This is a genomic window from Pseudonocardia phyllosphaerae (genome assembly GCF_046546475.1).
Lineage (GTDB): Bacteria > Actinomycetota > Actinomycetes > Mycobacteriales > Pseudonocardiaceae > Pseudonocardia > Pseudonocardia phyllosphaerae.
In genome coordinates this window covers 236706-258637 of the sequence record NZ_JBKGXS010000006.1, presented here as the reverse complement: position 1 = coordinate 258637, position 21932 = coordinate 236706, and the positions used below count along the sequence as shown (strand labels likewise).

The 21932-nt window shown below is 74.3% G+C and carries 20 protein-coding genes, 1 tRNA gene and 1 pseudogene; 8 read left to right on the top strand and 14 right to left on the bottom strand.

Annotated elements, in window-relative coordinates; genetic code table 11:
• Nucleotides 1–8 precede the first annotated feature (8 nt).
• Nucleotides 9–629: a carbonic anhydrase gene (locus ACLE50_RS14830; protein WP_410944117.1), complete on the bottom strand. Its 621-nt coding sequence runs from the start codon at nucleotides 627–629 to the stop codon at nucleotides 9–11.
• Nucleotides 630–764: 135 nt separating this feature from the next.
• Here ACLE50_RS14830 and ACLE50_RS14825 point away from each other — a divergent pair, with 135 nt between their 5' ends.
• Both ACLE50_RS14825 and ACLE50_RS14820 read left to right on the top strand, forming a co-directional pair.
• Entirely contained in the window at nucleotides 765–1277 is a 513-nt protein-coding gene (locus ACLE50_RS14825; protein ID WP_410944116.1) for a hotdog fold thioesterase, read from the top strand.
• A 381-nt stretch (nucleotides 1278–1658) separates the two neighbouring features.
• Nucleotides 1659–2747, top strand: a complete 1089-nt coding sequence (locus tag ACLE50_RS14820) for a branched-chain amino acid ABC transporter substrate-binding protein (RefSeq protein WP_410944115.1) — start codon at nucleotides 1659–1661, stop codon at nucleotides 2745–2747.
• Nucleotides 2748–2853: 106 nt separating this feature from the next.
• Here ACLE50_RS14820 and ACLE50_RS14815 read toward each other — a convergent pair whose 3' ends face one another.
• From ACLE50_RS14815 to ACLE50_RS14785, 7 genes are all read right to left on the bottom strand, one after another.
• Nucleotides 2854–3489, bottom strand: coding sequence for an ANTAR domain-containing response regulator (locus tag ACLE50_RS14815; protein WP_410944114.1), 636 nt, complete (start codon nucleotides 3487–3489; stop codon nucleotides 2854–2856).
• 156 nt (nucleotides 3490–3645) lie between these two features.
• Nucleotides 3646–4191 carry a hypothetical protein gene (locus ACLE50_RS14810; protein ID WP_410944113.1) on the bottom strand — a complete coding sequence of 182 codons (546 nt, stop codon included), beginning with the start codon at nucleotides 4189–4191 and terminating at the stop codon, nucleotides 3646–3648.
• Nucleotides 4192–4444: 253 nt separating this feature from the next.
• Nucleotides 4445–4519 (bottom strand) — tRNA-Leu (locus ACLE50_RS14805).
• A gap of 99 nt (nucleotides 4520–4618) precedes the next feature.
• A complete protein-coding gene (locus ACLE50_RS14800) occupies nucleotides 4619–5332 on the bottom strand; it encodes a metallophosphoesterase (protein WP_410944112.1) in 714 nt (237 codons plus the stop codon).
• Nucleotides 5333–5341: 9 nt separating this feature from the next.
• Entirely contained in the window at nucleotides 5342–5500 is a 159-nt protein-coding gene (locus tag ACLE50_RS14795; protein WP_410944111.1) for a hypothetical protein, read from the bottom strand.
• Between the two features lie 79 nt (nucleotides 5501–5579).
• Nucleotides 5580–6812 (bottom strand): class I SAM-dependent RNA methyltransferase, encoded by a 1233-nt coding sequence (locus ACLE50_RS14790; protein WP_410944110.1) that lies wholly within the window; start codon nucleotides 6810–6812, stop codon nucleotides 5580–5582.
• Complete coding sequence (locus ACLE50_RS14785) at nucleotides 6809–8929, bottom strand: APC family permease (protein WP_410944109.1); 2121 nt, start codon at nucleotides 8927–8929, stop codon at nucleotides 6809–6811. Before ACLE50_RS14785 ends, ACLE50_RS14790 begins: the two co-directional genes overlap by 4 nt.
• Nucleotides 8930–9018: 89 nt before the next feature.
• Between ACLE50_RS14785 and ACLE50_RS14780 the strand changes: the two genes are divergently transcribed.
• A complete protein-coding gene (locus tag ACLE50_RS14780; protein WP_410944108.1) occupies nucleotides 9019–9681 on the top strand; it encodes a potassium channel family protein in 663 nt (220 codons plus the stop codon).
• Nucleotides 9681–10334, top strand: a complete 654-nt coding sequence (locus ACLE50_RS14775) for a potassium channel family protein (protein WP_410944107.1) — start codon at nucleotides 9681–9683, stop codon at nucleotides 10332–10334. The genes ACLE50_RS14780 and ACLE50_RS14775 overlap by 1 nt, the downstream gene beginning before the upstream one ends.
• Before the next feature lie 51 nt (nucleotides 10335–10385).
• On the opposite strand, the gene ACLE50_RS14770 is transcribed toward ACLE50_RS14775, so the two are convergent.
• The 4 genes from ACLE50_RS14770 to dut form a co-directional block, all read right to left on the bottom strand.
• Entirely contained in the window at nucleotides 10386–11129 is a 744-nt protein-coding gene (locus ACLE50_RS14770; RefSeq protein WP_410944106.1) for a DUF3159 domain-containing protein, read from the bottom strand.
• A 35-nt stretch (nucleotides 11130–11164) separates the two neighbouring features.
• A complete protein-coding gene (locus tag ACLE50_RS14765) occupies nucleotides 11165–11542 on the bottom strand; it encodes an OB-fold nucleic acid binding domain-containing protein (RefSeq protein ID WP_410944105.1) in 378 nt (125 codons plus the stop codon).
• A 326-nt stretch (nucleotides 11543–11868) separates the two neighbouring features.
• A complete protein-coding gene (locus tag ACLE50_RS14760) occupies nucleotides 11869–15621 on the bottom strand; it encodes a DUF3710 domain-containing protein (RefSeq protein ID WP_410944104.1) in 3753 nt (1250 codons plus the stop codon).
• Nucleotides 15621–16133, bottom strand: a complete 513-nt coding sequence (gene dut / locus ACLE50_RS14755; protein ID WP_410944103.1) for a dUTP diphosphatase — start codon at nucleotides 16131–16133, stop codon at nucleotides 15621–15623. The genes ACLE50_RS14760 and dut overlap by 1 nt, the downstream gene beginning before the upstream one ends.
• A 25-nt stretch (nucleotides 16134–16158) precedes the next feature.
• Here dut and ACLE50_RS14750 point away from each other — a divergent pair, with 25 nt between their 5' ends.
• Complete coding sequence (locus ACLE50_RS14750; protein ID WP_410944102.1) at nucleotides 16159–16656, top strand: DUF3093 domain-containing protein; 498 nt, start codon at nucleotides 16159–16161, stop codon at nucleotides 16654–16656.
• A gap of 100 nt (nucleotides 16657–16756) precedes the next feature.
• Here ACLE50_RS14750 and ACLE50_RS14745 read toward each other — a convergent pair whose 3' ends face one another.
• The gene (locus ACLE50_RS14745) at nucleotides 16757–17059 is read right to left on the bottom strand and encodes a DUF4193 domain-containing protein (protein ID WP_410944101.1); all 303 of its coding nucleotides are present in this window, start codon (nucleotides 17057–17059) and stop codon (nucleotides 16757–16759) included.
• A gap of 340 nt (nucleotides 17060–17399) precedes the next feature.
• On the opposite strand from ACLE50_RS14745, the gene ACLE50_RS14740 reads away from it, so the two are divergent.
• Both ACLE50_RS14740 and cei read left to right on the top strand, forming a co-directional pair.
• The gene (locus ACLE50_RS14740; protein WP_410944100.1) at nucleotides 17400–18587 is read left to right on the top strand and encodes a phosphotransferase family protein; all 1188 of its coding nucleotides are present in this window, start codon (nucleotides 17400–17402) and stop codon (nucleotides 18585–18587) included.
• Entirely contained in the window at nucleotides 18587–19237 is a 651-nt protein-coding gene (cei, locus tag ACLE50_RS14735) for an envelope integrity protein Cei (protein ID WP_410944099.1), read from the top strand. Before ACLE50_RS14740 ends, cei begins: the two co-directional genes overlap by 1 nt.
• Nucleotides 19238–19323: 86 nt before the next feature.
• Here cei and ACLE50_RS14730 read toward each other — a convergent pair whose 3' ends face one another.
• Nucleotides 19324–20214, bottom strand: coding sequence for an inositol monophosphatase family protein (locus ACLE50_RS14730; RefSeq protein ID WP_458788554.1), 891 nt, complete (start codon nucleotides 20212–20214; stop codon nucleotides 19324–19326).
• A 229-nt stretch (nucleotides 20215–20443) separates the two neighbouring features.
• Here ACLE50_RS14730 and ACLE50_RS14725 point away from each other — a divergent pair.
• Nucleotides 20444–21910: pseudogene (locus tag ACLE50_RS14725) on the top strand (RNA polymerase sigma factor); the annotation flags it as partial.
• Nucleotides 21911–21932: the final 22 nt, after the last annotated feature.

The following is a 21932-nucleotide window of genomic DNA, read 5'->3' as shown; positions in this document are numbered from 1 at the left end:
CCCCGGCCTCAGACCTCGACGACCTCGCCGGTCTCCAGGTCGTAGCGCGCCCCGACGACCCGCAGTCGCCCGGAGCACACCGCCCCCGCCAGCGACGGGCTCGCGGTCAGCTGGGCGACCACCCGGCGGACGTTGGCGTCCACCCCGGCGGCGACGTCGGCGTTCGGGTCGGCGTTGGCCTCGGCCCCGCCGCCCTCGCAGACCGGGACGATGTCGGCGACCAGCGAGCCCAGGGTCGACGGCGTCGGTGCGGCCCCGCCGGAGGCCACCGACACCGCGGCCTTCACCGCACCGCAGCGGGAGTGCCCGAGCACCACCAGCAGCGGGATGCCCAGCGGACCGGCACCGAAGGCCAGCGAGCCGAGCACGGCGTCGTCGACGGCCTGGCCGGCGGTGCGGACGACGAACAGGTCACCGAGACCCTGGTCGAACACCAGCTCCGCCGGCACCCGGGAGTCCGAGCAGGACAGCACCATCGCGACGGGCTCCTGCCCGTCGACCAGCGAGGCACGGACATCGGTGGAGCGGTGCGGGCCCTCGGTCTCCCCGCGCGCCCAGCGGCCGTTGCCCTTCTGCAGCAGGGTCCAGGCCTCGTCGGCGGTGGGACGTGCGTCGTCGTTCTGGGCCATGTCTTCCGATGCCTCCACAGATCGGTCGGTCTCTCATCCACGATCATGCATAAGCCGTGAATCCGGGCAAGCCGGACCGCCGTCGTGGTCGCCGACGTCACCGACGGTACCGGCGGACGGGCTACGCTCCGGGCCGTGCCGATCGACGCCAGCCAGCTCCCCCAGGCCCCGCCCGAGTACGCCGCCGAGCAGCTCGGCGACCGCATGGGGATGGAGATCCTCTCCGCCACTCCGGACGCCGTCGTCGGCCGGATCCCGGTGGCCGGGAACCGTCAGCCCTACGGCCTGCTGCACGGCGGCGCGAGCGGTGTGCTCGCCGAGACCCTCGGCTCGATGCTCTCCGCGCTGCACGTCATGCCGGGCAAGCTGCCGGTCGGCCTCGAGCTCGGCTGCACCCACCACCGCTCCGCGACAAGCGGGTACGTCACCGGCACCGCCCGCCCGGTGCACGTCGGCCGGACCACCTCCACCAGCGAGATCGTCCTCGTCGACGACGAGGGACGCCGGGTCTGCACCGCCAAGCTCACCTGCGTGCACCGTGACCTTCCTTCCCAGGAGGGCGATCTTCCTTCCCAGGAGGGCGACCGTCCTTCCCAGGAGGGCGACCGTCCTTCCCAGGAGGGCGACCGTCCGCCGCAAGAGGGCTGAGCGGGTCCACGCGGTCCGGTTGCGCACCGCACCGGCTTCCTCCGGCGCGTGTGCCTTCCTCCGGCGCGTGTGACGGCCCGGCCGAGGGAGGCTCCGGTACGTTCGCCGCGTCCTTTCCCTTCCGGCCGCGGCCCGAGCGACCGCGGCACAGGCGAGACCGGCTCCCGGGAGCGGTCCGGGCAGGAGGCTCGACAGGTGTTCGGATCCCGGTTGTTCGGATCCCGGCCGAGAGGCCTTGCGGGACAGCAGCGCACCACGACGCCACTGGTAGGTGGCCTGGTCGGCGGCACGGCCCTCGCGCTGCTCCTGACCGGCTGTGTCGGGACGTCGGACGGCGACGAGGCTCCCCCGCCGGATGCGCACCGGCCGGACATCCCGTCGGTGACCGCGGTTCCGGCCCCCGACGGCGCCGCGAACGCGGCCGGCAACGGGCAGGCGAGCTGCCCGGCGACGACGCTGGCCTTCGCCGGCGCGCTCACCGGCGGCAACGCCCGGCCGGGCATCGTCAACGGCGCGCAGCTCGCCGTCGACCAGCACAACCGGGCGAACCCGAACTGCCAGGTGCAGCTCAAGCGGTTCGACACCGGCGGCACCGCGGAGAAGGCGCCGGAGGTGGTCACCCGGCTCATCACCGACAGCAGCGTGCTCGGCGCCGTCGGGCTGCCGCTGTCGGCCGAGTCGAAGGCGACCGGCGCGATCTTCGAGGAGGGCGGTCTGACCCACCTCACGCCCTCGGCCACCGATCCGGTGCTGACCAGGAACAACTGGTCCACGTTCTTCCGGGTCCCGGCCGGCGACGCCGTGCAGGGGCCGGCCGCCGCGACGTTCATGACCGGCAGGCTCGGCGCGCGGAAGGTCTGCGTCGTCCAGGACGACTCCGGCTACGCGAACGGTCTCGCCGGGGCCGTCTCGAAGGCGCTCGGCCCGGCCGGCGCGAACTGCCGGAACAAGGTCACCGCCGGGCAGAAGGACTTCTCCCCGGTGATCTCGAAGGTCGTCGCGGCCAAGCCGGACGTCGTCCTCTACGCCGGCTACGGGCCGGACGGCGCCCGGTTCGACAAGCAGCTGACCGCCAAGGGCTTCCGCGGCCAGTTCGTGGGGTCCGACGCGGTACTGGACGACGCGTTCGTCCGGGCCGCCGGCACGGCCGCGGACAACGCGTTCTTCACCTGCGCCTGCGCCCCGGGCGCACTGCTGCCCGGGTTCGCCGACGCCTACAAGGGCATCGCCGGCGGCGCCGAGCCCCCCGCCTACTCGGCCGAGGCCTACGACGCGGCGACGGTCCTGCTCAAGGCGATCGACGCCGGAGCCCGCGACCGCGGCGCGGTGAAGGAGTTCGTGCGCGGCTACCGCGGCCCCGGGTACTCCCGCGAGCTCGGGTGGGACCCGGCAGGCGACCCGGTCACCAGAACCGTCCACGGCTACAAGGTGGAGAAGGGCCGGATCGCCTACGTGGGCCCCATCGGCTGACCACGGCCACGAGCCGCCCCGTCCACGACGAAGGCCCCGCCGCGATGCGGCGGGGCCTTCGTGTGGTGGTGGTGCGGCGCTCGGGACGCTGCGGTGCCTCGCTCGCTCAGGAGGAGGTCTTGGCCGGGGCCAGACCGTCGACGACGGCGTCGGCCACGGCCTTCATGGTCGTGCGGCGGTCCATGGCGGTGCGCTGGATCCAGCGGAACGCCTCGGGCTCGCTCATCTTCTGGTGGGTCATCAGCAGGCCCTTGGCGCGGTCGACGACCTTGCGGGTCTCGAACCGCTCGTTGAGCTCGGCGACCTCGTCCTCGAGGGCCTTCTTCTCGGCGAACCGGGAGACGGCGAGCTCGATGGCCGGGACCAGCTCGTGCCGGGCGAACGGCTTGACCAGGTAGGCCATGGCACCGGCGTCGCGGGCGCGCTCGATGAGGTCGCGCTGGCTGAACGCGGTCAGCATGACGACCGGGGCGATCTTCTCCTCGACGATCACCGACGCGGCCTCGATGCCGTCCTTCTTGGGCATCTTGACGTCCATGATGACCAGGTCGGGCTTCAGCTCGCGGGCCTGGCTGATCGCGGTCTCGCCGTCGCCGGCCTCACCGGCGATCTGGTAGCCCTCCTCGGAGAGCATCTCGGCGAGGTCCATGCGGATCAGCGCCTCGTCCTCGACGACCAGCACCCGCCACCCGGGCTGCGGGCCGTCCTCGGCCGGCGTCTCTGCGGGAACGTTGTCGGTCACCGGGGATCTCCTTCGAACAAACTGGTGAATGACCCGAGAACCAACGATACCGCCGCCGTCGACCTGCAGCCGAACCACTTCGGCATTTCGTGTGCGGAAACACGACCATCGAGGAGGCGGATGACACGATCGAGATCGCCGTTCAACGGAACGGGGTCACGATTTCGGGCCGATCGCGGCGTCCAGGGCCGCGACCGCGGACCGCCGGGCCACCGACAGCGACCGCGGCCCGTTGCGCCGGTGCTCGATGCCGAGCAGGTCCAGGGCGGCCTCGGCGAGCCGGAAGATGTCCTCCGAAGCGTTGGAGAGGAACCAGCGCGGGTAGCTGTACTCGCGGATCGTGCCGTCCGGGCGGCGGGCGCGGACCCGGTTGGTGGCACGGCAGCCGTCGGAATGGAAGAGACCGCGCAGGAACGCACCGGGATCGGCGTCGACGAGGGACTGCTGCCAGGGCTCCAGCGTGATGGAGCGCGTGTGTTTCATCCCGGGGCCGTGCTGCGGGAACAGGCAGATCCAGTGTTTCGAGTAGCTCTTCACCTCGGTGCACCCCGGGCGTTGCACCCGGCAGACCGCATCAGCGAGGACCGACCGCATCGCGGCCTCGACGTCGTCGAGGATTCCGGGCCAGGCGTCGTCGCCGAACACCGACAGCGACTGCACCGCACGGCGCCCGATCACGATGTGGCCGTCTCCCAGATACATACCCAGCAGGTACGGATAGCCCGGTGGCGCATCCGTTCCGAGGCAGCGGAAACAGCGGGCGGCCCGTTCCGGATCCGTGGTACGACGGTCGCCGAGTTTCCAGTGCTGGACGGTGGACCTCGGGATCCTCATCACGAGTGCCACATCGGTGACGGTGTTCCCCGCACGGAGAAGGGCGAGCGCGCGGTCGACGGTCTGCTTCGGATACATGAGCAAATCGTGCACCCGACCACCGACAGGAATGACCGGAAAGTGCCCCCGGTGGGACTCGAACCCACACTTTATGGATTTTGAATCCATTGCCTGCTGCCAATTGGGCTACGGGGGCGTACTGCATTCAGACTATTCGATTATGCACCCCGGAGTAATCGAGGTGGTCCTACCCTAGCGGGCCGCCGGACCCCCGGGGAATCGGGGCCGCATCGTTTCACACACCGGGACCCCAGCAGACGAAGCGGCTCCGCACCGAGCCGTCGCCGAGCACGTGCAGCACCCCTCCCGGCGGCACGGTCGCCGGGTCGGAGGTGCCGGGCTGCCCGGGCCACGCGGTCGCCGGGGCGACCGACGGGGCGAGCACGAGCGGGTGGCCGGCGAAGGTCGTCGTCAGCGGGGTGTGCTGGTGCCCGCAGACGACGACGGTGTCGTCGGCGCGGGTGGCGAGCACCCGTTCCAGGGGCCCGGGGTCGAACACACCCATGGTGTCGAGCACCGGGTGCCCGGTGCGGACCGGCGGGTGGTGCAGCGCGACGAGCAGCGGCGCGGGGTCGCGGGCGGCGTCGGCGAGCAGGTCCAGCCCGGCCGCGGACACGGCACCGTGGTGGTGCCCGGGCACCAGCGTGTCGAGCAGCACCAGCGTCGCACCGTCGAGCTGCAGCACCCGGTCGGAGGCCTCACCGAACGCAGCGGCCAGCGCCGCGCGGTCGTCGTGGTTGCCGGGGACCAGGTGTGCATCGAGGCCGTCGAGCAGGTCCGCGGCCGCCGCGTACTGGTCGGGGGTGCCGTCGTCGGCGACGTCCCCGGTCACCAGTACGACGTCCGGCGCCGGGTCCAGCGCCCGCACCCCGGCCACCGTCCGCTCGGCGCGGGGCCGCCATCCGGGCAGCCCGCTGTGCAGATCCGAGAGCTGCAGGACGGTGGGCATCGGGCCGGCTCAGTGCTTGGGGCCGCTCCCGCCGCGGAACTTCTTCAGCATCTCCTGCGCCTTGGCCCGGTTCTTCGGGTCCGAGGCGTAGCGCTTGGCCTGCTCGGTCATCTTCTGACCCTGCGGGCTGCGCAGGAACTGCTGGATCTTCTGGATCAGGCCGGGCACGGTGTCTCCCCTGGTGTCGTCGTTCGGCGGGCCGTCACCGTACCGACCGGCCGGAACGTGCGGGCGGCGGAAACGCCGCTCACGCCCGTTCGAGCAGCGCCGCGGCCTCCATGTGGTGGGTCATCGGGAACGCGTCGAACGCCCGCAGTGCCCCCACCCGGTAGCCGTGCTCGGCGAACAGCCCGAGGTCGCGGCCGAGCGCGGCCGGGTCGCAGGCCACGTGCACGACGCGGTGGGGCGCGCGGGCGGCGAGGTCGCGCACCGCGGCACGGCCGAGACCGGTCCGCGGCGGGTCGGTGACGACGACGTCGGGGTCCGGGCGCAGCCGGGCGATCTCCCGTTCGGCGCGGCCCTGCACGAACTCCACCTGGGGCAGGTCGGCCAGCGCGGCGCGGCCGTCGGACACCGCCGACGGCGAGGACTCCACGACCAGCACCCGCCCGCCGGGACCGACCTGGCGGGCCAGCACCGACCCGAGCAGCCCGACGCCGCCGTAGAGATCCCAGGCGACGCCGCAGGCCGGGGCGTCGGCCCAGTCGGCGACCACTCCGGCCAGGGTGTCCCCCAGCGCCGGGTGGACCTGCCAGAACGTGCCGGGTGAGAGGTCCCAGGTGCGGCCCGCGGCGTGCCCGGTGGTGGGCGCGTCGACCCGGGCGACGCCGTCTCCGGTCACCGCCACGTCGACGTCGGCGCCCGGCCGGAACCGTTGCGCCAGAACGGGTTCGAGCGCGTCGCCGGGAACCAGCGGGCAGTCGGCGATCTCGCAGACGTCGTGGCTGCGGTGCGCGCGCAGGCCGGGGACCCCGGCGTCGTCGACGGCGAGGCGGACCCGGGTCCGCCAGCCGAGCGGGCCGCCGGGCAGCTCCTCCACCACGACGTCGCCGAACGGCACCCGGGAGAGCTCCGCGGCCTTCCCGGCGAGCCGCTCCAGCTGCTCACGCAGCACCGCGGTCTTGAGGTCGCGCTGCGCGGACGGCGTGGCGTGCTGGAAGTCGCAGCCCCCGCAGCCGCCGGGACCCGCCCACACGCACGGCGGCTCGACCCGGTCCGGTGAGGGCTCCAGCACGGTGACGGTGTCGGCGCGGCAGAAACCGCCCCCGCCGTCCTCGGTGACGACCGCGTGCACGCGTTCCCCGGGCAGCGCGTGCCGAACGAACACGACGCGGCCGGCGCCGGGCCCGGCGGGGCGGCCGTCGTCGCCTGCGCGGGCGACGCAGTGGCCACCGTGCGCGACCGGTCCGACGACGAGCTCGAGCATCCGGTCGGTCCACCCGGACTGCGGATCGGCGGCGTCCGGGCGGCGCCCGCTCATCGGGGGCCCGTGCCCGGCCCGCCGGTGCCGACGGTGCCGCGCCCGGAGCCGTCGGTGCGGCGGGTCTCGCGGCGGTCGGCCGGGTCCGGCTTGTCCGGGGCCGGGGCTCCGGGGCCGCCGGGGGCGGTGTCCGCGGTCGGGTAGCCGCGCCGGGACGCGCCGGGCGCGTCGAGCGGGGACAGCGCCCGTGTCCGCGACGACGACGGCAGCTGCCACGGCACGCTGGTGACCATGACTCCGGGCTGGAACAGCAGCCGGGTCTTGAGCCGCAGCGCGCTCTGGTTGTGCAGCACCTGCTCCCACCAGTGCCCGACGACGTACTCGGGGATGTAGACGGTGACCACGTTGCGCGGGGAGTCGGTGCGGATCCGCTTGACGTAGTCCAGGACCGGCCGGGTCACCTCCCGGTACGGCGACTCGATGACCTTGAGCGGCACCGGGATCCCGCGGGTGTGCCACAGGTCGACGAGCTTCTTGGTCTCGGAGTCGTCGACGTTGACCGTGACGGCCTCGAGGATGTCCGGGCGGGTGGCGCGGGCGTAGGCCAGCGCCCGCAGGGTCGGCTTGTGCAGCGTCGAGACCAGGACGACGGCGTGGTTGCGCGAGGGCAGGACGTCGTCGGACTCGTCGGCGACCAGCGCGGCGGCGACCCGGTCGTAGTGCTTCTGGATCATCAGCATGAGCACGAAGAACACGGACATCGCCACGATTGCGATCCAGGCGCCGAGGGCGAACTTGGTGATCAGCACGGTGACCAGGACGAGCCCGGTCATGATCGTGCCGAAGCCGTTGATCGCCTGGCTGCGGCGGATCCGGCGGCGCTCGGCGGTCTCCGGTCCCAGCTCCAGCTCCCGGTTCCAGTGCCGCACCATCCCGGCTTGCGACAGCGTGAACGACACGAACACGCCGACGGTGTAAAGCGGAATGAGCCTGGTGACCTCGGCCTGGAACCCGACGACGAGCAGCACCGCGAACACCGACAGCGCGAGGATGCCGTTGGAGAACGCGAGCCGGTCGCCGCGGGTGTGCAGCTGGCGCGGCAGGTAGCGGTCCTGGGACAGGATCGAGCCGAGCACCGGGAAGCCGTTGAACGCGGTGTTGGCCGCGAGCACCAGGATCAGCGCCGTCATGACGATGACGAAGAAGAAGCCGGGCCGGAAGTCGGCGAACACCGCGTCGGCGAGCTGGGCGATCATCGTCTGCTGCTGGTAGCCGGGCGGGGCGTCCGGGAACTGCCGCACCGGGTCCTCGGCGATCTTGGCGCCGGTGGTGATGGCCAGCGCGATCAGGCCCAGGAACATGGCGATCGAGGTGGCGCCGAGCAGCAGCAGCGTCGTCGCCGCGTTCTTCGACTTGGGCTTGCGGAACGCCGGGACCCCGTTGGAGATCGCCTCGACACCGGTCAGCGCCGCGGCCCCCTGGGTGAACGAGCGCAGCACCAGCAGGACCAGCGCGAGTCCGGTGAACTCGTTGCCCTCGGCCACCAGGTGCAGGTTCGCGCTGGCGGCGCGGACGTCGTCGCCGAGGATCAGGATCCGGGTGAAACCCCAGATGATCATTGCGGCGACGCCGAACACGAAGGCGTACACCGGGATCGCGAACGCGGCACCGGACTCGCGCAGGCCACGCAGGTTGATCGCGGTGAGGATCACGATCGCCGAGACGCAGAACAGCACCTTGTGCTCGCCGACGACCGGGACCAGCGCCCCGATGTTCGCCGCGGCCGAGGAGATCGACACGGCGACGGTGAGCGTGTAGTCGACCAGCAGTGCGCTGGCGACGGTCAGCCCGGCGGTGCGGCCGAGGTTGACCGTGGTCACCTCGTAGTCGCCCCCGCCGGAGGGGTAGGCGTGCACGTTCTGCCGGTAGCTGGCGACCACCGTGAGCATCACGATCACGACGGCGAGGCCGATCCACGGCGAGAGCGCGTAGGACGCGACGCCGGCGACCGAGAGCGTCAGGAAGATCTCCTCCGGGGCGTAGGCGACCGACGACATGGCGTCGGAGGCGAACACCGGAAGGGCGATCCGCTTCGGGAGCAGCGTGCTGGTCAGGCGGTCGCTGCGTTGCGGTCGTCCGACGACGAGCCGCTTCAGAGCGACGGCGAGCTTGGACACGGTGCGCAAGCCTAAGCCCCGGCCCCGGAACCGACGCGATAGCGTGCCCGATCGACAGCGAGTGACCGCCGGAAGGACCTGCTGAAGCCATGCACGTCGTGATCATGGGGTGTGGCCGGGTGGGCGCATCCCTGGCCGCCGGCCTCGAGCGGCTGGGCCACGAGGTCGCGGTCATCGACCGTGACCCGCAGGCCTTCCGCAGGCTCGGCCCGGACTTCCGGGGACGCCAGGTCGTCGGGTTCGGCTTCCACCGGGCGGTCCTCGACGAGGCCGGCCTGGAGAACGCCGACGCGTTCGCCGCCGTCTCCTCCGGCGACAACTCGAACATCATCGCCGCGCGGGTGGCGCGGGAGAGCTACGGCGTCGGCAAGGTCGTCGCCCGGATCTACGACGCGAAGCGGGCCGCGGTCTACGAGCGGCTCGGCATCCCGACCGTCGCGACCGTGCCGTGGACCACCGACCGGCTGCTGCGCATGCTGCTGCCCGACGGCGTCGCGACCGCGTGGCGGGAGCCGACCGGCACCGTGGCGGTGCTGCCGCTGCCGCTGAACGAGGAGTGGGTCGGGCACTCGATCCGCAGCCTGGAGCGGCAGACGCGGTCGCGGGTGGCGTTCATCGTGCGGTTCGGGCACGGCGTCCTGCCCGACGAGGGCACCACCGTGCAGGCCGAGGACACCGTCTACGTGTCGGCGATCTCGGGCACGGTCAGCGACGTGACGGCGGCCGCCGCGGCGGCGCCGGAGGAGGACTGATGCGGGTCGCGATCGCCGGGGCGGGTGCGGTCGGCCGCTCCATCGCTCTCGAGCTCGTCGAGTCCGAGCACCGGGTGATGCTCATCGAGCGCGACCTCGCCCAGATCGACCCGGGCGCGGTGCCCGAGGCCGAGTGGGTCAACGCCGACGCCTGCGAGCTGGCTTCCCTGGAGGAGGCCGGCATCGAGGGCTGCGACGTCGTGATCGCCGCGACCGGCGACGACAAGGTCAACCTCGTGGTGTCGCTGCTGGCGAAGACCGAGTTCGGGGTGCGACGCGTGGTGGCCCGGGTGAACGACCCGCGCAACGAGTGGCTGTTCAGCGAGAACTGGGGTGTCGACGTCGCGGTGTCGACGCCGCGGCTGCTGGCGGCGCTGGTCGAGGAGGCCGTGGCCGTCGGCGACCTGGTGCGGCTGCTGACGCTGCGCCAGGGGCAGGCGAACCTGGTCGAGGTGACGCTGCCGGAGGCGACGCCGCTGGCCGGGCGCCCGGTGCGGACCCTGGAACTGCCGCCGGACTCGGCGCTGGTGACCATCCTGCGCGGCGGCCGGGTGATCGTCCCGCAGCCCGACGACGCGCTGGAGCCGGGCGACGAGCTGCTGTTCGTGGCGACCGCGGCGGTCGAGGAGGAGATCCGCGCGGCCCTCATGTGAGGCCGGTGCCGGTGAGGCCGGTGCTCGTGCGGGCCGGGGCGCGGCCGCTGCTCAGTGCGCGGCGGGGCGCCGGTTCTCCGCGCGGCGCACGATCAGCACGGTCGCCAGGATCGCGACGGCCATCAGTGGGTAGCCCATGATCAGCCGGGTCACGCCCAGCCAGGTCTCGGCGTCGGCGAGGTAGAGCGCCCCCTGCACGATCACCCGGGCCACGAAGATCACGCCCCAGATCAGGGTGGCGAGGCCGTAGGCGCGTAACAGGACGGGGTCGCGGCGCCACTCCATGCCGCGGGAGTTGACCGCGTGCCAGATCACCCCGGCCAGTGGCCACCGGACCGCGACCGAGACCAGGGCGGCGATGCCGAGCGCGGCGCTGTAGAGCAGCCCGGGAAGGTAGAAGCCGCGGGCCTCGCCGGTCTGGCGAGCGACGAGTGCGCACACACCGACGCCGAGCAGCCCGGAGATCGCGGGCATGATCGGGTCGCGGCGCACCAGGCGCCAGGCCAGCACCAGGACACCGGCGCCGATCGCGGCCCACAGCGCCGTCGTCAGGTCGGTGGCCACGTTGACCACGACGAACACCAGCACCGGGATCGTCGAGGCGACGATCCCCGGCAGCCCGCCCATCTGCTCGAGCATCGTCGGCATCCGCTCCGGCGCCGGGGCGCCGGGCTCCGGTGACGGCGCCGCTCCCCCACCGGTCCCGGGCTCGACGCGCGGGATGCGGGTGGTGGGCGGGTCCTCGGCGGCGGCGGTGTGCCGGCCCTGCGGGGTGTCGTGTCGGGGGTCGTGCACGCGGGTCCGTTCTCTCGGAGTGACTGGCTCCGAGGCTACTGGGCCTGGCAGATCTCGTAGTACGGGTTGTAGAGCACCTTGCGCCCGTCGCGCAGCGAGACGCGGCCACGGACACGCATGGTGCGGCCGGCCTCGATGCCGGGGATCCGGCGGCGGCCCATCCAGACCAGGGTGACGCCGTCGGTGCCGTCGAACAGCTCGGCCTTCAGGCTGGCGTCGGCGTTCTGCGGGCACAGCTCGACGCTGCGGATCCGCCCGAGCATGGTCACTTCCTCGCCGCACGCACAGTCGCGGGCCGGGCGGGCCCCGGTCTCCTCGACGTCCTCGGCCAGATCGCGGGCGTCGAGCTCGTCGACGTCGCTGGTGAGTTTGCGGAGCATCCGGCGGAACGCGCCGCCATCGTCGCTGCCCATGTCTCTCCTCGACCCGCGCGGGCGCCGGACCGTCCGGCGTGCCCGCACTCGTGTGGCGACCCGACGGTCGTCGTGGTACCGCACGTCAGCGTAACGCGGCCGGGGCCCGGATTGTGCCCGTGGCCGGGGGATGTACGGGGTGAGCCGAGCCTCCGGGGCGCGCCGGGCGGTCGTCGTGGGACGGCCGGTGGTCCGCCGCCGCGCGCCACCGCCGACGTCCGGACGAACCGGACAGCCGCGGCGTGACGAGCGTGACCCTCGACCGGGTGCGCTGCCCGGGGTGTCTCCCCCGGACCCCGCAACCCGGGCAGGGCGGCCGGTGGAGCTCAGGGGCGGCGGTGGCGGCCCAGGTCGCCCTGGGCGTCCTCCGCGGTTCCGAGCGCGCCGGCGCCCGTGGTTCCCGTCCCGGTCGTTCCCGGGTTCGTGCCGGTGCTCGCGGCGGAGCGGTGGGAACCGCCGCCGGTCGCGGACGGCGAGCGGTGTGCGCCGGCTCCCTCGGGGGCGCGCCGGCGGCCGCCGCGGCGACCACCCTGCTCGTTCCCGGCTCCGGTCCCGGTCGTGCCGGACTGCGCGGTGTTCGAGGCCGCCGTGCCGGGCTGCGCGGTGCCGGACTGCGCGGTGCCGTCGCCGACCGCGCTCAGGGTGCGGCCGGCTCGGGCCCGGGAGCCGCTGCGCGGGGCGTCGCCGGACGCGGCCGCCGCCAGCAGGTCCGCGACCGAGGACCCGGAACCGGTGCCGTGGCGCCCGGCCCCGCGGGTGGCGGCGATCTCGGCGGAGAGCCAGTCGTCCTCGTCCGGTGTGACCGTGTCCGCGGACGCCGTGTCCGCAGGCGTCGTGTCGGCGACCGCCCGGTCGCCGGTCTCGTCGGCCGACAGGTCGCTGTTCTCCGTCGCGCCGTTCTCTGTCGCCGGAGTCTCCGTCGCGTTGTTCTCCGTCGCGGGGATCCCGGTGCCGGAGGTCCCCTCGGCGAGGGGCGCGGCGGGGCTGTCGGCAGCCGGTTCCTCCGCGGCGTCGCCGTGGTGCGCGATCCCGTTCTGCACGGCTCGGTTCTGCACGGCTCCGTTCTGCACGACGCCGTTCCACCGGGTCCCGTTCTGCCGAGTCCCGTTCTGCCGAGTCCCGATCTGCCGAGTCCCGTTCTGCCGGGTCCCGTTCTGCCGGGTCCCGTTCTGCCGGGCGCCGTTGCGGGCCGCGCCGCCGGAGTGGTCGTCCGCCAGAGCGGCCGTGCCGTCGAACGCGGCACCGTTGCGCACCGCGTCCGCCGGGGTCGTGTCGAACGCCGCACCGTTGCGGACGGCGTCGGCGGGGGTCGTCGGGTCGGCGGCCGCACCGTCGCGGGTGGCGTCCGCACGACGACGACCGTTGCGCCGCACCGGTGTGGCGTCGGTGTCGGCGCCGAACAGGGCGTCGGTGTCGGCGCCGGACCGGGCAGCGGGATCCGCGCCGGACCCGGTGCCGGGGTCCGCCTCGGACGGGGTGCCGTCGTCCGCACCGGTCTCGGCGGGTTCCGGCCGGGCACGGCGTCCCCGGCGCGGCCGCCCGGTGGGCGTCTCCTCCTGCCCGGACACGTGGGGCCCGCCTGCCTGCTCCGCCGGGCGGGCCTCCGCGGCATCGGGCTCCGGCGCGATCGGGTCGAACAACGGGTCCGGGTCCGGGGTCCGGTCGAGAGTCGCCTCCATCAGCGGGACATCGTCGAGCGGGATGTCCCCGATCCCCGGCAGCTGCCCGCCACCGGAGGCCTCCGTGTCCCGCGGGCCGGCGTGCCGGCCGCCGGTGGCCCCGTCGACGTCGTCGGAGATTCCGCCGCCGGGAGCGGCGTGCGCGCCCCGACGACCGCCGACGGCGGTGTCGGTCTCGGTGCCGCCGAGGGCGTCCGCGGCCCGGCGACGACGACCACCGGCCGGCGTCGGCGAGGCCGACGAGGCCGCGTCGGCCCCGGCCGCCGGACGCTCCGGGGTCAGCCCGGCGAGACCCGCGAGCATGTCCGGCCCGGACAGCGCGAGCACCGCCGGGTCCCGGCGCGGCGGCGCCGGCGGCTGGGCCGGCGCCTGCGGCTCGGACGGGACCTGCGGCTCGACCTGTGCCTGCGCACCGGCCGGAGCCTGCGGCTCGACCGGCGGCTGCGGCGCGGACGCTGCCGCGGCGGGGGCGCCCGGACGGGAGTCCCGTCGGGGCGCGGGAGCGGCGGCAGGCGCGGGCGGACCCCACGCGGCCGCGGTGTCCTCGGCACCCGGGGCCGCGGCGACGTCCGGGGCCGGGTGCTGCCCGCTGTCCCGGCTGTGCCGGCGCTGCGGCCTCGCCGGACGGCCGGGCCCGGCCGCGTGCCGGGTACGGCGCCCGGCGGCGGGCACGGCAGTGGTCGCCTCGCCGGCGGCGGGGACGTCGCCGGTCCCGGGGGCATCGGCGGACCCCTCGCCGGGCTGGGGGCGGAGCAGCGCAGTGCGCTCGGCCGGGGCGGCCGGGCGGGCACCGGCGGACGCCGCAGGTGCCTCCGGACCGGGCTGCGGCACCGGGCCAGGGCCTGCCGCGGGCTGCCCACCGGGCTGCGCGGCCGGAGCCGGGGATGGCGTGGGGCCGGCCGGCGGAGCCGCGGGACCGGGGCCGGCCGCAGGTGCGGCGGGCCCGGTCCGGGCGGCGGCCGGTGCGGATCGCGGTCCGGGCCGGTCCGGGCGGGCCGCGGGCAGTGCGGTCGTACGGGCGGCCGTCGTCCGGGCGGCAGGCGCCTCGGGCTGCGGGCGTGCGGGAGCGTCGTCGGGGGCATCGGCGGGCAGGTCGGGCACTGCACGCAGCGGTCGCGGCCGGCCGCCACCCGGCCGGGCCGGCGGCGCGGGTCGGCCGGCGGCCGGCGCGGCGGTCCCCGGGGCGGGCGCCTCGGCGCCGTCGGACTCGGCCGACTGGGGCACCGACACCGTGATCCGCGCCTGTTCGGACGCGGCGACGTCGGGCTGCTGCTCGCGCAGCCGCTCGGGCAGGTCCAGGGGCAGCACCGTCCGCGGTGGGTACGGGTCCTTGCCCCGCACGACGATGATCCCGCGCAGCACCCGGCGCAGCTCGACGTCGAGCGCCTCGACGGTCTCCAGTGACGCCGTCGCGACGCCGTAGACCATCCAGCGCGGGCCGTCGCAGCCGACGAACACCGACGCCGCATTCTCCGTGCTCGCGTGCAGCTCACGACCCCAGTCGCCGCGGGCGTTGCGGACCCGCGCGCCGCCGTTGCGCAGCGAGGTCTCGATCTCCGCGGCGAGGTCGCCCCAGAGTCCCGACGACCGCGGCGCGGCCAGCGCGCTCACCGCGATCCGGCCCTCGGGCAGGATCAGGTGCACCGCCTGCGGCCGCTCGTCGCCCCCGGAGGGCTCGAGCTTCAGCTCGGCGCCGTAGGGCACCGGTACCTGGATCGAGCCCAGGTCGACGCGGGCCAGCGCGTCGGTCATCGACGGGTCCAGCTCCTCGACGTCCGCGGGGCCGAGCGGTCGCCCGCCGGAGCCGGGCGGCGGGACCGACAGCGGGGCGTCGCCGAGGCCGTAGTCGTCGTCGTCGAGGTCCTCGTCGCCCGACGACGGCGCCTCGGTGCGCACGGCGGCCCGGACGGCCTGGGTCGCGCCGGTCTTCGCCGGCCGGCGGGCGCCCCCACCGCGGGGTACCTCACCGGAGCGGGCCGGGGCACCGGAGCGCGCGGTGGCGGTGGGCCGGGACGCCGGAGCGGGCGCAGCCGGGGCCGGGGCGTAGCCGTCGTCGGCGGCGGCGTAGTCCAGCTCGTCGTCGAACTCGTAGTCCTCGTAGTCGCCGGCGTGGCTCAGCAGCGGCGGCTCGGTGGCGTCCCAGCGACCGTCGGAGGACACGCGGCCGTCGCGGTCACGGGCCGGCGGCGCACCCGCTGCCTGCGGGGCACCACCCTGCCGACCGGGGCTGCGGGATCCCTTGCGCGCCATGCCGTTCCTCTCGCTGCCGGGCTGCTCGGCCCCGTCGCCGGGCTCCTCGCCGTCGTAGCCGGGGTATCCGGGGTAGCTGCCGCTCCCCTGGTCCTCGACGTCGTCTTCGCGGCGGATGTCGAACATCCGCCCCTTCGTGCGTCCGGGCATCAGCGACCACCTCCGTGCTCGAGCGCGGCGTTCCCGCCGGTCGAACCGTGACCACCCGTGCCGCGCTCGGAGCTCGGCAGGGCGGGGACCTCGACGAAGCGGGCCGTCTCCACCCGCTGGACAACCAGCTGTGCGATCCGGTCCCCGCGGGACAGCGTGATCGGGTCCGACCGGTCGGTGTTGACCAGACAGACCTTGATCTCCCCGCGGTACCCGGCGTCGACGGTGCCGGGTGCGTTGACGATCGACAGCCCGCAGCGTGCCGCCAGGCCGGAGCGCGGGTGGACGAACCCCGCGTATCCGGCCGGGAGGGCGATCGCGACCCCGGTCCCGACCAGCGCGCGCTCACCGGGCGCCAGGACGAGATCGGTGGTCGTCACCAGGTCGGCTCCCGCATCGCCGGGGCGGGCGTAGGCGGGGGCGGGCACGTCGGGATCGAGCCGGGACAGCAGCACGTCGACGGACGGTGCGACCAGCGGATCCTGCGGGGGAGCGGGCACGGGACCGGGCACGGCGGGCGACGCTACCCTGAGAACCGTGAGTGACCGTCAGCCGGAGAACGACTCTGCGACGTCCGGCCCCACTGCGTTCGACGAGCGGTTGTCGGTCCCGGTGTGGTGGTACCTGCCCACCGCCGGGATCGGTGTGCTGCTCGCCGCCGAGATCCACATGGGCTACCCGGGGGTCCGCTCGTGGATCGGCTACGTCGTGCTGATCCCGCTGTGCCTGCTCGTGACGTGGTGGTGGGGGCGCAGCCGGGTCACCGTCGGGGACGGGCGGCTGACGGCCGACGAGCGGTCGATTCCGCTGTCGTCGGTCGGCGAGACCGACACCGTGGCGCGCGCGGACAAGCGGGAGGCGATGGGCCCGGATCTGGACCCGGCCGCGTACGTCCTGCACCGGGCCTGGGTGGGCCCGCTGGTGCGGGTCGAGGTCACCGACCCGTCGGTGCCCGAGCCGTACTGGGTGGTGAGCACCCGGCGCCCCGAGCAGCTGCGTGCGGCGATCGCCGCGCAGGCGGCCGGGGTGCGCTGACAGGCCGCCGACGGGGCGCTGCCGGGGCGACGACGGGTCCGGACACACGACGACCCCCGGCGGTTCGCCGGGGGTCGCGAGTGTTCGTCGAGCCGTGTGGTCAGGCCGCGCAGTCGCGGCAGATGAACTGCCCGTTCTTCGCGCTCGCCAGCCGGCTCCGGTGGTGCACCAGGAAGCAGCTGGCACAGGTGAACTCGTCCGCCTGCTTCGGCAGGACGTTCACCGTCAGCTCCTCGCCGGACAGGTCCGCACCGGGGAGCTCGTAGCTCTCCGCGGTGTCGGTCTCCTCGACGTCGACGACCGCGGACTGCGCCTCGTTACGCCGCTGCTTGAGCTCGTCGAGCGAGTCCTCGGCCATCTCGTCGGCCTCGTTGCGACGCGGGGCGTCGTAATCGGTCGCCATGGATCCACCCTTGCCATTCACAGTTGTGCCGCTCGCCCCTCGGCCGGCGGGCGGCAGTTCTTCGCTTCGGTCAATCGTCGCGTGCGGCAGGAGAACGCCGCGGCGACCAGGTTTGTGCCCCGGGACGGAGTGATGCCGGTCTCATGCCCGGATGCGCGAGCGGCCATCCGTCGGATGGATCCCGGCTGCGCGCGGTCGACGCTCACTCCGCCTCCAGCGGGCGCGAAGGGTAACCCAGCGCGGACGGTCTGTGGAGGGCGGTCCCCCGGTCGCAGGAGCGGGCACGGCGGCGGGTGTCGCACGTACCGCCGGTGGGCGCCCCCGGCTAGGGTCGCCCGTCGTGACGACGAGTGCCCGCACGCCCACTCCCGGCGCCGATCCCGGGGCCGTCGGTACCTGGCTCGCCGGGGTTCTGGACGACGAGCGGTGGGCGCGCTGCGAGCTCTCCCCGCTGGGTGCGGGCCGCTCGAACCTCACCTACCGGGTGCTCTCCCCCGCCGGGTCGGTCGTGCTGCGCCGCCCGCCGGTGGGCTCGGTCGCCGAGACCGCGCACGACATGGCCCGCGAGCAGCGGGTCATCGCCGCGCTGGCCGGCACCGACGTGCCCGTCCCGGCCGTGCTGGCCGGCCACGACGGCGGGACCGGCGGCCCCACCGGCTCCCCCGCGTTCGTCATGGAGCTCGTCGACGGCGTCGTCCCGGTCGACGCGCTGCCCGAGGGCTGGGCGACCACCCCCGCGGAGCGGTCCCGGCTCGGCTACGCGCTGGTCGACGTGCTGGCCGCGCTGCACGCGGTCGACCCGGAGGCGGTCGGCCTGGGTGACTTCGGCCGCCCCGAGGGGTTCACCGAGCGGCAGATCCGCCGCTGGCGCAGGCAGTGGGACGCCGCGCGCACCGACTCGAACTCCGACTCCGACTCCGACTCCGACTCGAACTCCGGCTCCGCCTCCGCCTCCGACTCGAACTCCGGCTCCGCCTCCGGAGACGGTTCCGGTGCGGCCGGTGCCGTGGACGCCGCCACCGAGGCCGAGGTGACCCGCCTCGCCGACCGGCTGGCACAGCAGCTGCCCACCACCCAGCGGCACACGATCGTCCACGGGGACTACCGCATCGACAACTGCGTGTTCGACGCCGAGGACCCGGGCACGATCCGCGCCGTCCTCGACTGGGAGATGTCGACGCTCGGGGACCCGCTGACCGATCTCGGGCTGCTGCTCGTCTACTGGCGTCAGGCCGGCGACGACGCGGTGTGGCGGGACGCCCAGCGCCTGCCGTCGCCGACCGGCCTGCCCGGTTTCCCGACCCGCGCCGAGCTGGTGGCGGCCTACGCGGACCGCACCGGGCTCGACGTCGCCGAGCTGCCCTGGTACGTCGCGTTCGGCACCTTCAAACTGGCCGTGGTGCTCGCCGGGATCCTGTTCCGGGTCCGGGCCGGTGCGGTACCGGCCGAGATGGCCGAGGGCCTGGACGGGGCGGTCGGACCGCTCGTCGCTCTGGGTCATCACGTTCTGGACGGGGGCTCCTTCTGATGCCGCGCACGACCACCCGCGACCGGGCCCGCGGCCCGCGGCCCTACGAGCGGCGCCGGAAGCTGCCGATCGCCCTGACCGCGGTGCTGCTGGCCGCACTCGCCACCGTGACCTGGGTGATGGTGTTCTCGACGGCGTCGGAGGGCACCGCCTCCAACGAGTGCCCCGCCCCGACGGCGGGCAAGGTCGCCGGGCGCGAGGTGAGCTACGGCTCCCTGGACTCCGTGCCCCCGGCCGGGGTGCGCGACGTCCGCTTCCAGGTGCTCAACGCCGGCGGCCAGCGCGGCGAGGGCAACCTGGTGTCCGCGCAGCTCAAGGACCTGCAGTTCGCCGAGGCGGGCACGCCCGGCAACGACCCGGCCTACCCGGACGGGAAGCTGGAGTGCGCCGGTCAGCTGCGGTTCGGTCCCTCGGGTGCTGCCGCGGCGTCCACGCTGTCGCTGGCACTGCCCTGCATGGAGCTGATCCGCGACGAGCGGCAGTCGTCGGCCGTCGACGTCGTCGTCGGGTCGGGGTTCACCGACGTCGCCCCCGGGCGGGCATCGCGCGACGTGCTCGACCAGCTCTCCGCCGGTGCCGGGGACAACGGCGGCGCCAAGGCCGACCCGGGTCTGGTCTCGCAGGCGCGCAAGAACATCTGCTCGTCCTGAGCGCAGGGCCGGGCCCGCACGAGGCCCGGCCCCGCCCGTTCCGGCCCGCTCCCCCCGGCCCGGCACTCACACCCGCCCGGCCCCGATCACACCTCTCCGGCGCCGCTGCGCAGTGCCAGCGCGGCCAGCTCGGCCGCGACGCCCGGGGCCGCGGCGAACGACACGTCCCCGCCCAGCCCCGCGCCGTCGGTACCGAGGCCCTGCGGCCCGCCGGCGATGTGCACGACCGCACCCGCCTCGCTCGCGACCAGCGCCCCGGCCGCCCAGTCCCACCAGTTGCACCCGTGCTCGAGGTAGCCGTCGAGCCACCCGGCGCCGATCGCGCACAGGTCCAGCGCGGCCGACCCGGCGCGGCGGATGTCGCGCACCTCGGGCAGCAGCGCAGCCACCATCCGCGACTGCCGGGCGCGGCGCTCGGCCCGGTAGGAGAACCCGGTGCCGAGCAGGGACTGCCCGAGCTCGGTGGCGAGCGAGGCCCGCAGCGGCACGCCGTCGCAGGTCGCCCCCTGGCCCAGCGCGGCGCTCCACATCCGGCCCGACGCGGGCTCGGCGACCGCCCCGGCCACCGAGTGTCCGTTGTCGACCGCGGCGATGGAGATCGCGTACCAGGGCAGGCCGTAGAGGTAGTTCACCGTGCCGTCGATCGGGTCGACGACCCAGCGGGCGCCTTCGGCGTCGCCGGAGCCCTCCTCGCCGTAGACCGGCTCACCGGGGCGCAACTCGGCCAGCCGGGTGCGCACGAACCGCTCCACCGACGCATCGGACGCGGTCACGACGTCGGTGGGCGAGCTCTTGGTGCTCACCGCGTCCGGCTCGGCCTCCGCGGACCGCGGCGCCGGCAGGGAACGCAGGTGCTCGGCGGCCTCGGCGGCGACCTGCTCGGCGACGGCCCGCAGGACGGCCGGATCGGTGCCGCCACCTGCGACGTCGCGGGTGGATCCGGTGCCGGATCCCGGGTGCTCGGCGTGGGTGCTCACGGTCCCATCCGACCACGTTTCCGTGCCGGGGGACGCGCGGGTCGCCGTGAGGTGCGTCCTGCGCGGCGGACCGCCGTTACAATGGAACGCGTACCCAGCCTCCGGGACGCGCGGCGACCACCAATGACGTCGGCGACCGAGGTGGTGCCAGGACAGGACATCCGGCCGGACCGCGGCCCCGTCGAGACGACGGGTGCGCTGCTCTCCGTCCGAGTAACACTCCAGCGCACGTAGCGAGAGGGCCCAGGTGGCAGCCGCAGACTCCGCAGCACGCAGCGACTCGACCGTCGAGGAGACGTCGGGTACCGCATCACGCAGCCGCCGCACGGCCGGTGCCGGCACCACCGCGTCGACCGACGCCAAGCCGCGCACCCGCCGGACCACGGCCGCGAAGACCGCCGCGGGTGGCACGAAGACCGCCGCGGCGAAGGCGGCCCCGAAGACCGGCCCGAAGAAGGCCGCGCCGAAGAAGGCGTCGACCAAGAAGGCCGGCGACGAGGCCGACGCCGAGGACGGCGAGGTCGAGATCGAGGACGGCGACCTGGTCGAGGAGGGCGCCGACGACATCGAGGCCGACCTCGCCGAGGCCGCGAAGGAGGAGGACGTCCCCGCCGTCGAGGAGGCGGAGGACGACGACTCCGACGAGGACACCAACACCGGCAAGAACCGGGTCGCCCCGACCACCCGGTCCTCGCAGCAGAAGTCGGCCGACTTCGTCTGGGACGAGGAGGAGTCGGAGGCGCTGCGCCAGGCCCGCAAGGACGCCGAGCTCACCGCCTCGGCCGACTCGGTCCGCGCGTACCTCAAGCAGATCGGCAAGGTCGCGCTGCTCAACGCCGAGGAGGAGGTCGAGCTCGCCAAGCGCATCGAGGCCGGCCTCTACGGCGCGGAGCGGCTGCGCAAGGCGTTCGAGGCCAGCGAGAAGGTCTCCCCGCAGATGCGCCGCGACCTGCGCTGGATCGTCCGCGACGGTGAGCGCGCCAAGAACCACCTGCTCGAGGCGAACCTGCGGCTCGTGGTGTCGCTGGCCAAGCGCTACACCGGCCGCGGCATGGCGTTCCTGGACCTGATCCAGGAGGGCAACCTCGGCCTGATCCGCGCGGTCGAGAAGTTCGACTACACCAAGGGCTACAAGTTCTCCACGTACGCGACGTGGTGGATCCGGCAGGCGATCACCCGCGCGATGGCCGACCAGGCCCGCACCATCCGTATCCCGGTGCACATGGTCGAGGTCATCAACAAGCTCGGCCGCATCCAGCGCGAGCTGCTCCAGGACCTGGGCCGCGAGCCCACCCCGGAGGAGCTGGCCAAGGAGATGGACATCACCCCGGAGAAGGTGCTGGAGATCCAGCAGTACGCCCGGGAGCCCATCTCGCTGGACCAGACCATCGGCGACGAGGGCGACTCGCAGCTCGGTGACTTCATCGAGGACTCCGAGGCCGTGGTGGCCGTGGACGCGGTGTCGTTCACGCTGCTGCAGGACCAGCTGCAGTCGGTGCTGGCGACGCTGTCCGAGCGCGAGGCCGGCGTCGTCCGGCTGCGCTTCGGCCTGACCGACGGCCAGCCGCGCACCCTCGACGAGATCGGCCAGGTCTACGGCGTGACCCGCGAGCGGATCCGCCAGATCGAGTCGAAGACGATGTCGAAGCTGCGGCACCCGTCGCGCTCGCAGGTGCTGCGCGACTACCTGGACTGAGCGTCGGTGCCTACTAGGGTTC

Excerpts from the sequence above, each read along its gene's own strand:
- ACLE50_RS14780 (WP_410944108.1), top strand. The coding sequence starts at position 9,019 with ATGCACGTCGTGATCATGGGGTGTGGCCGGGTGGGCGCATCCCTGGCC.
- ACLE50_RS14765 (WP_410944105.1), bottom strand. The coding sequence starts at position 11,542 with ATGGGCAGCGACGATGGCGGCGCGTTCCGCCGGATGCTCCGCAAACTC.
- cei (WP_410944099.1), top strand. The coding sequence starts at position 18,587 with ATGCCGCGCACGACCACCCGCGACCGGGCCCGCGGCCCGCGGCCCTAC.
- ACLE50_RS14810 (WP_410944113.1), bottom strand. The coding sequence starts at position 4,191 with ATGTATCTGGGAGACGGCCACATCGTGATCGGGCGCCGTGCGGTGCAG.
- ACLE50_RS14830 (WP_410944117.1), bottom strand. The coding sequence starts at position 629 with ATGGCCCAGAACGACGACGCACGTCCCACCGCCGACGAGGCCTGGACC.
- ACLE50_RS14775 (WP_410944107.1), top strand. The coding sequence starts at position 9,681 with ATGCGGGTCGCGATCGCCGGGGCGGGTGCGGTCGGCCGCTCCATCGCT.
- ACLE50_RS14745 (WP_410944101.1), bottom strand. The coding sequence starts at position 17,059 with ATGGCGACCGATTACGACGCCCCGCGTCGCAACGAGGCCGACGAGATG.
- ACLE50_RS14760 (WP_410944104.1), bottom strand. The coding sequence starts at position 15,621 with ATGCCCGGACGCACGAAGGGGCGGATGTTCGACATCCGCCGCGAAGAC.
- ACLE50_RS14790 (WP_410944110.1), bottom strand. The coding sequence starts at position 6,812 with ATGAGCGGGCGCCGCCCGGACGCCGCCGATCCGCAGTCCGGGTGGACC.
- ACLE50_RS14800 (WP_410944112.1), bottom strand. The coding sequence starts at position 5,332 with ATGCCCACCGTCCTGCAGCTCTCGGATCTGCACAGCGGGCTGCCCGGA.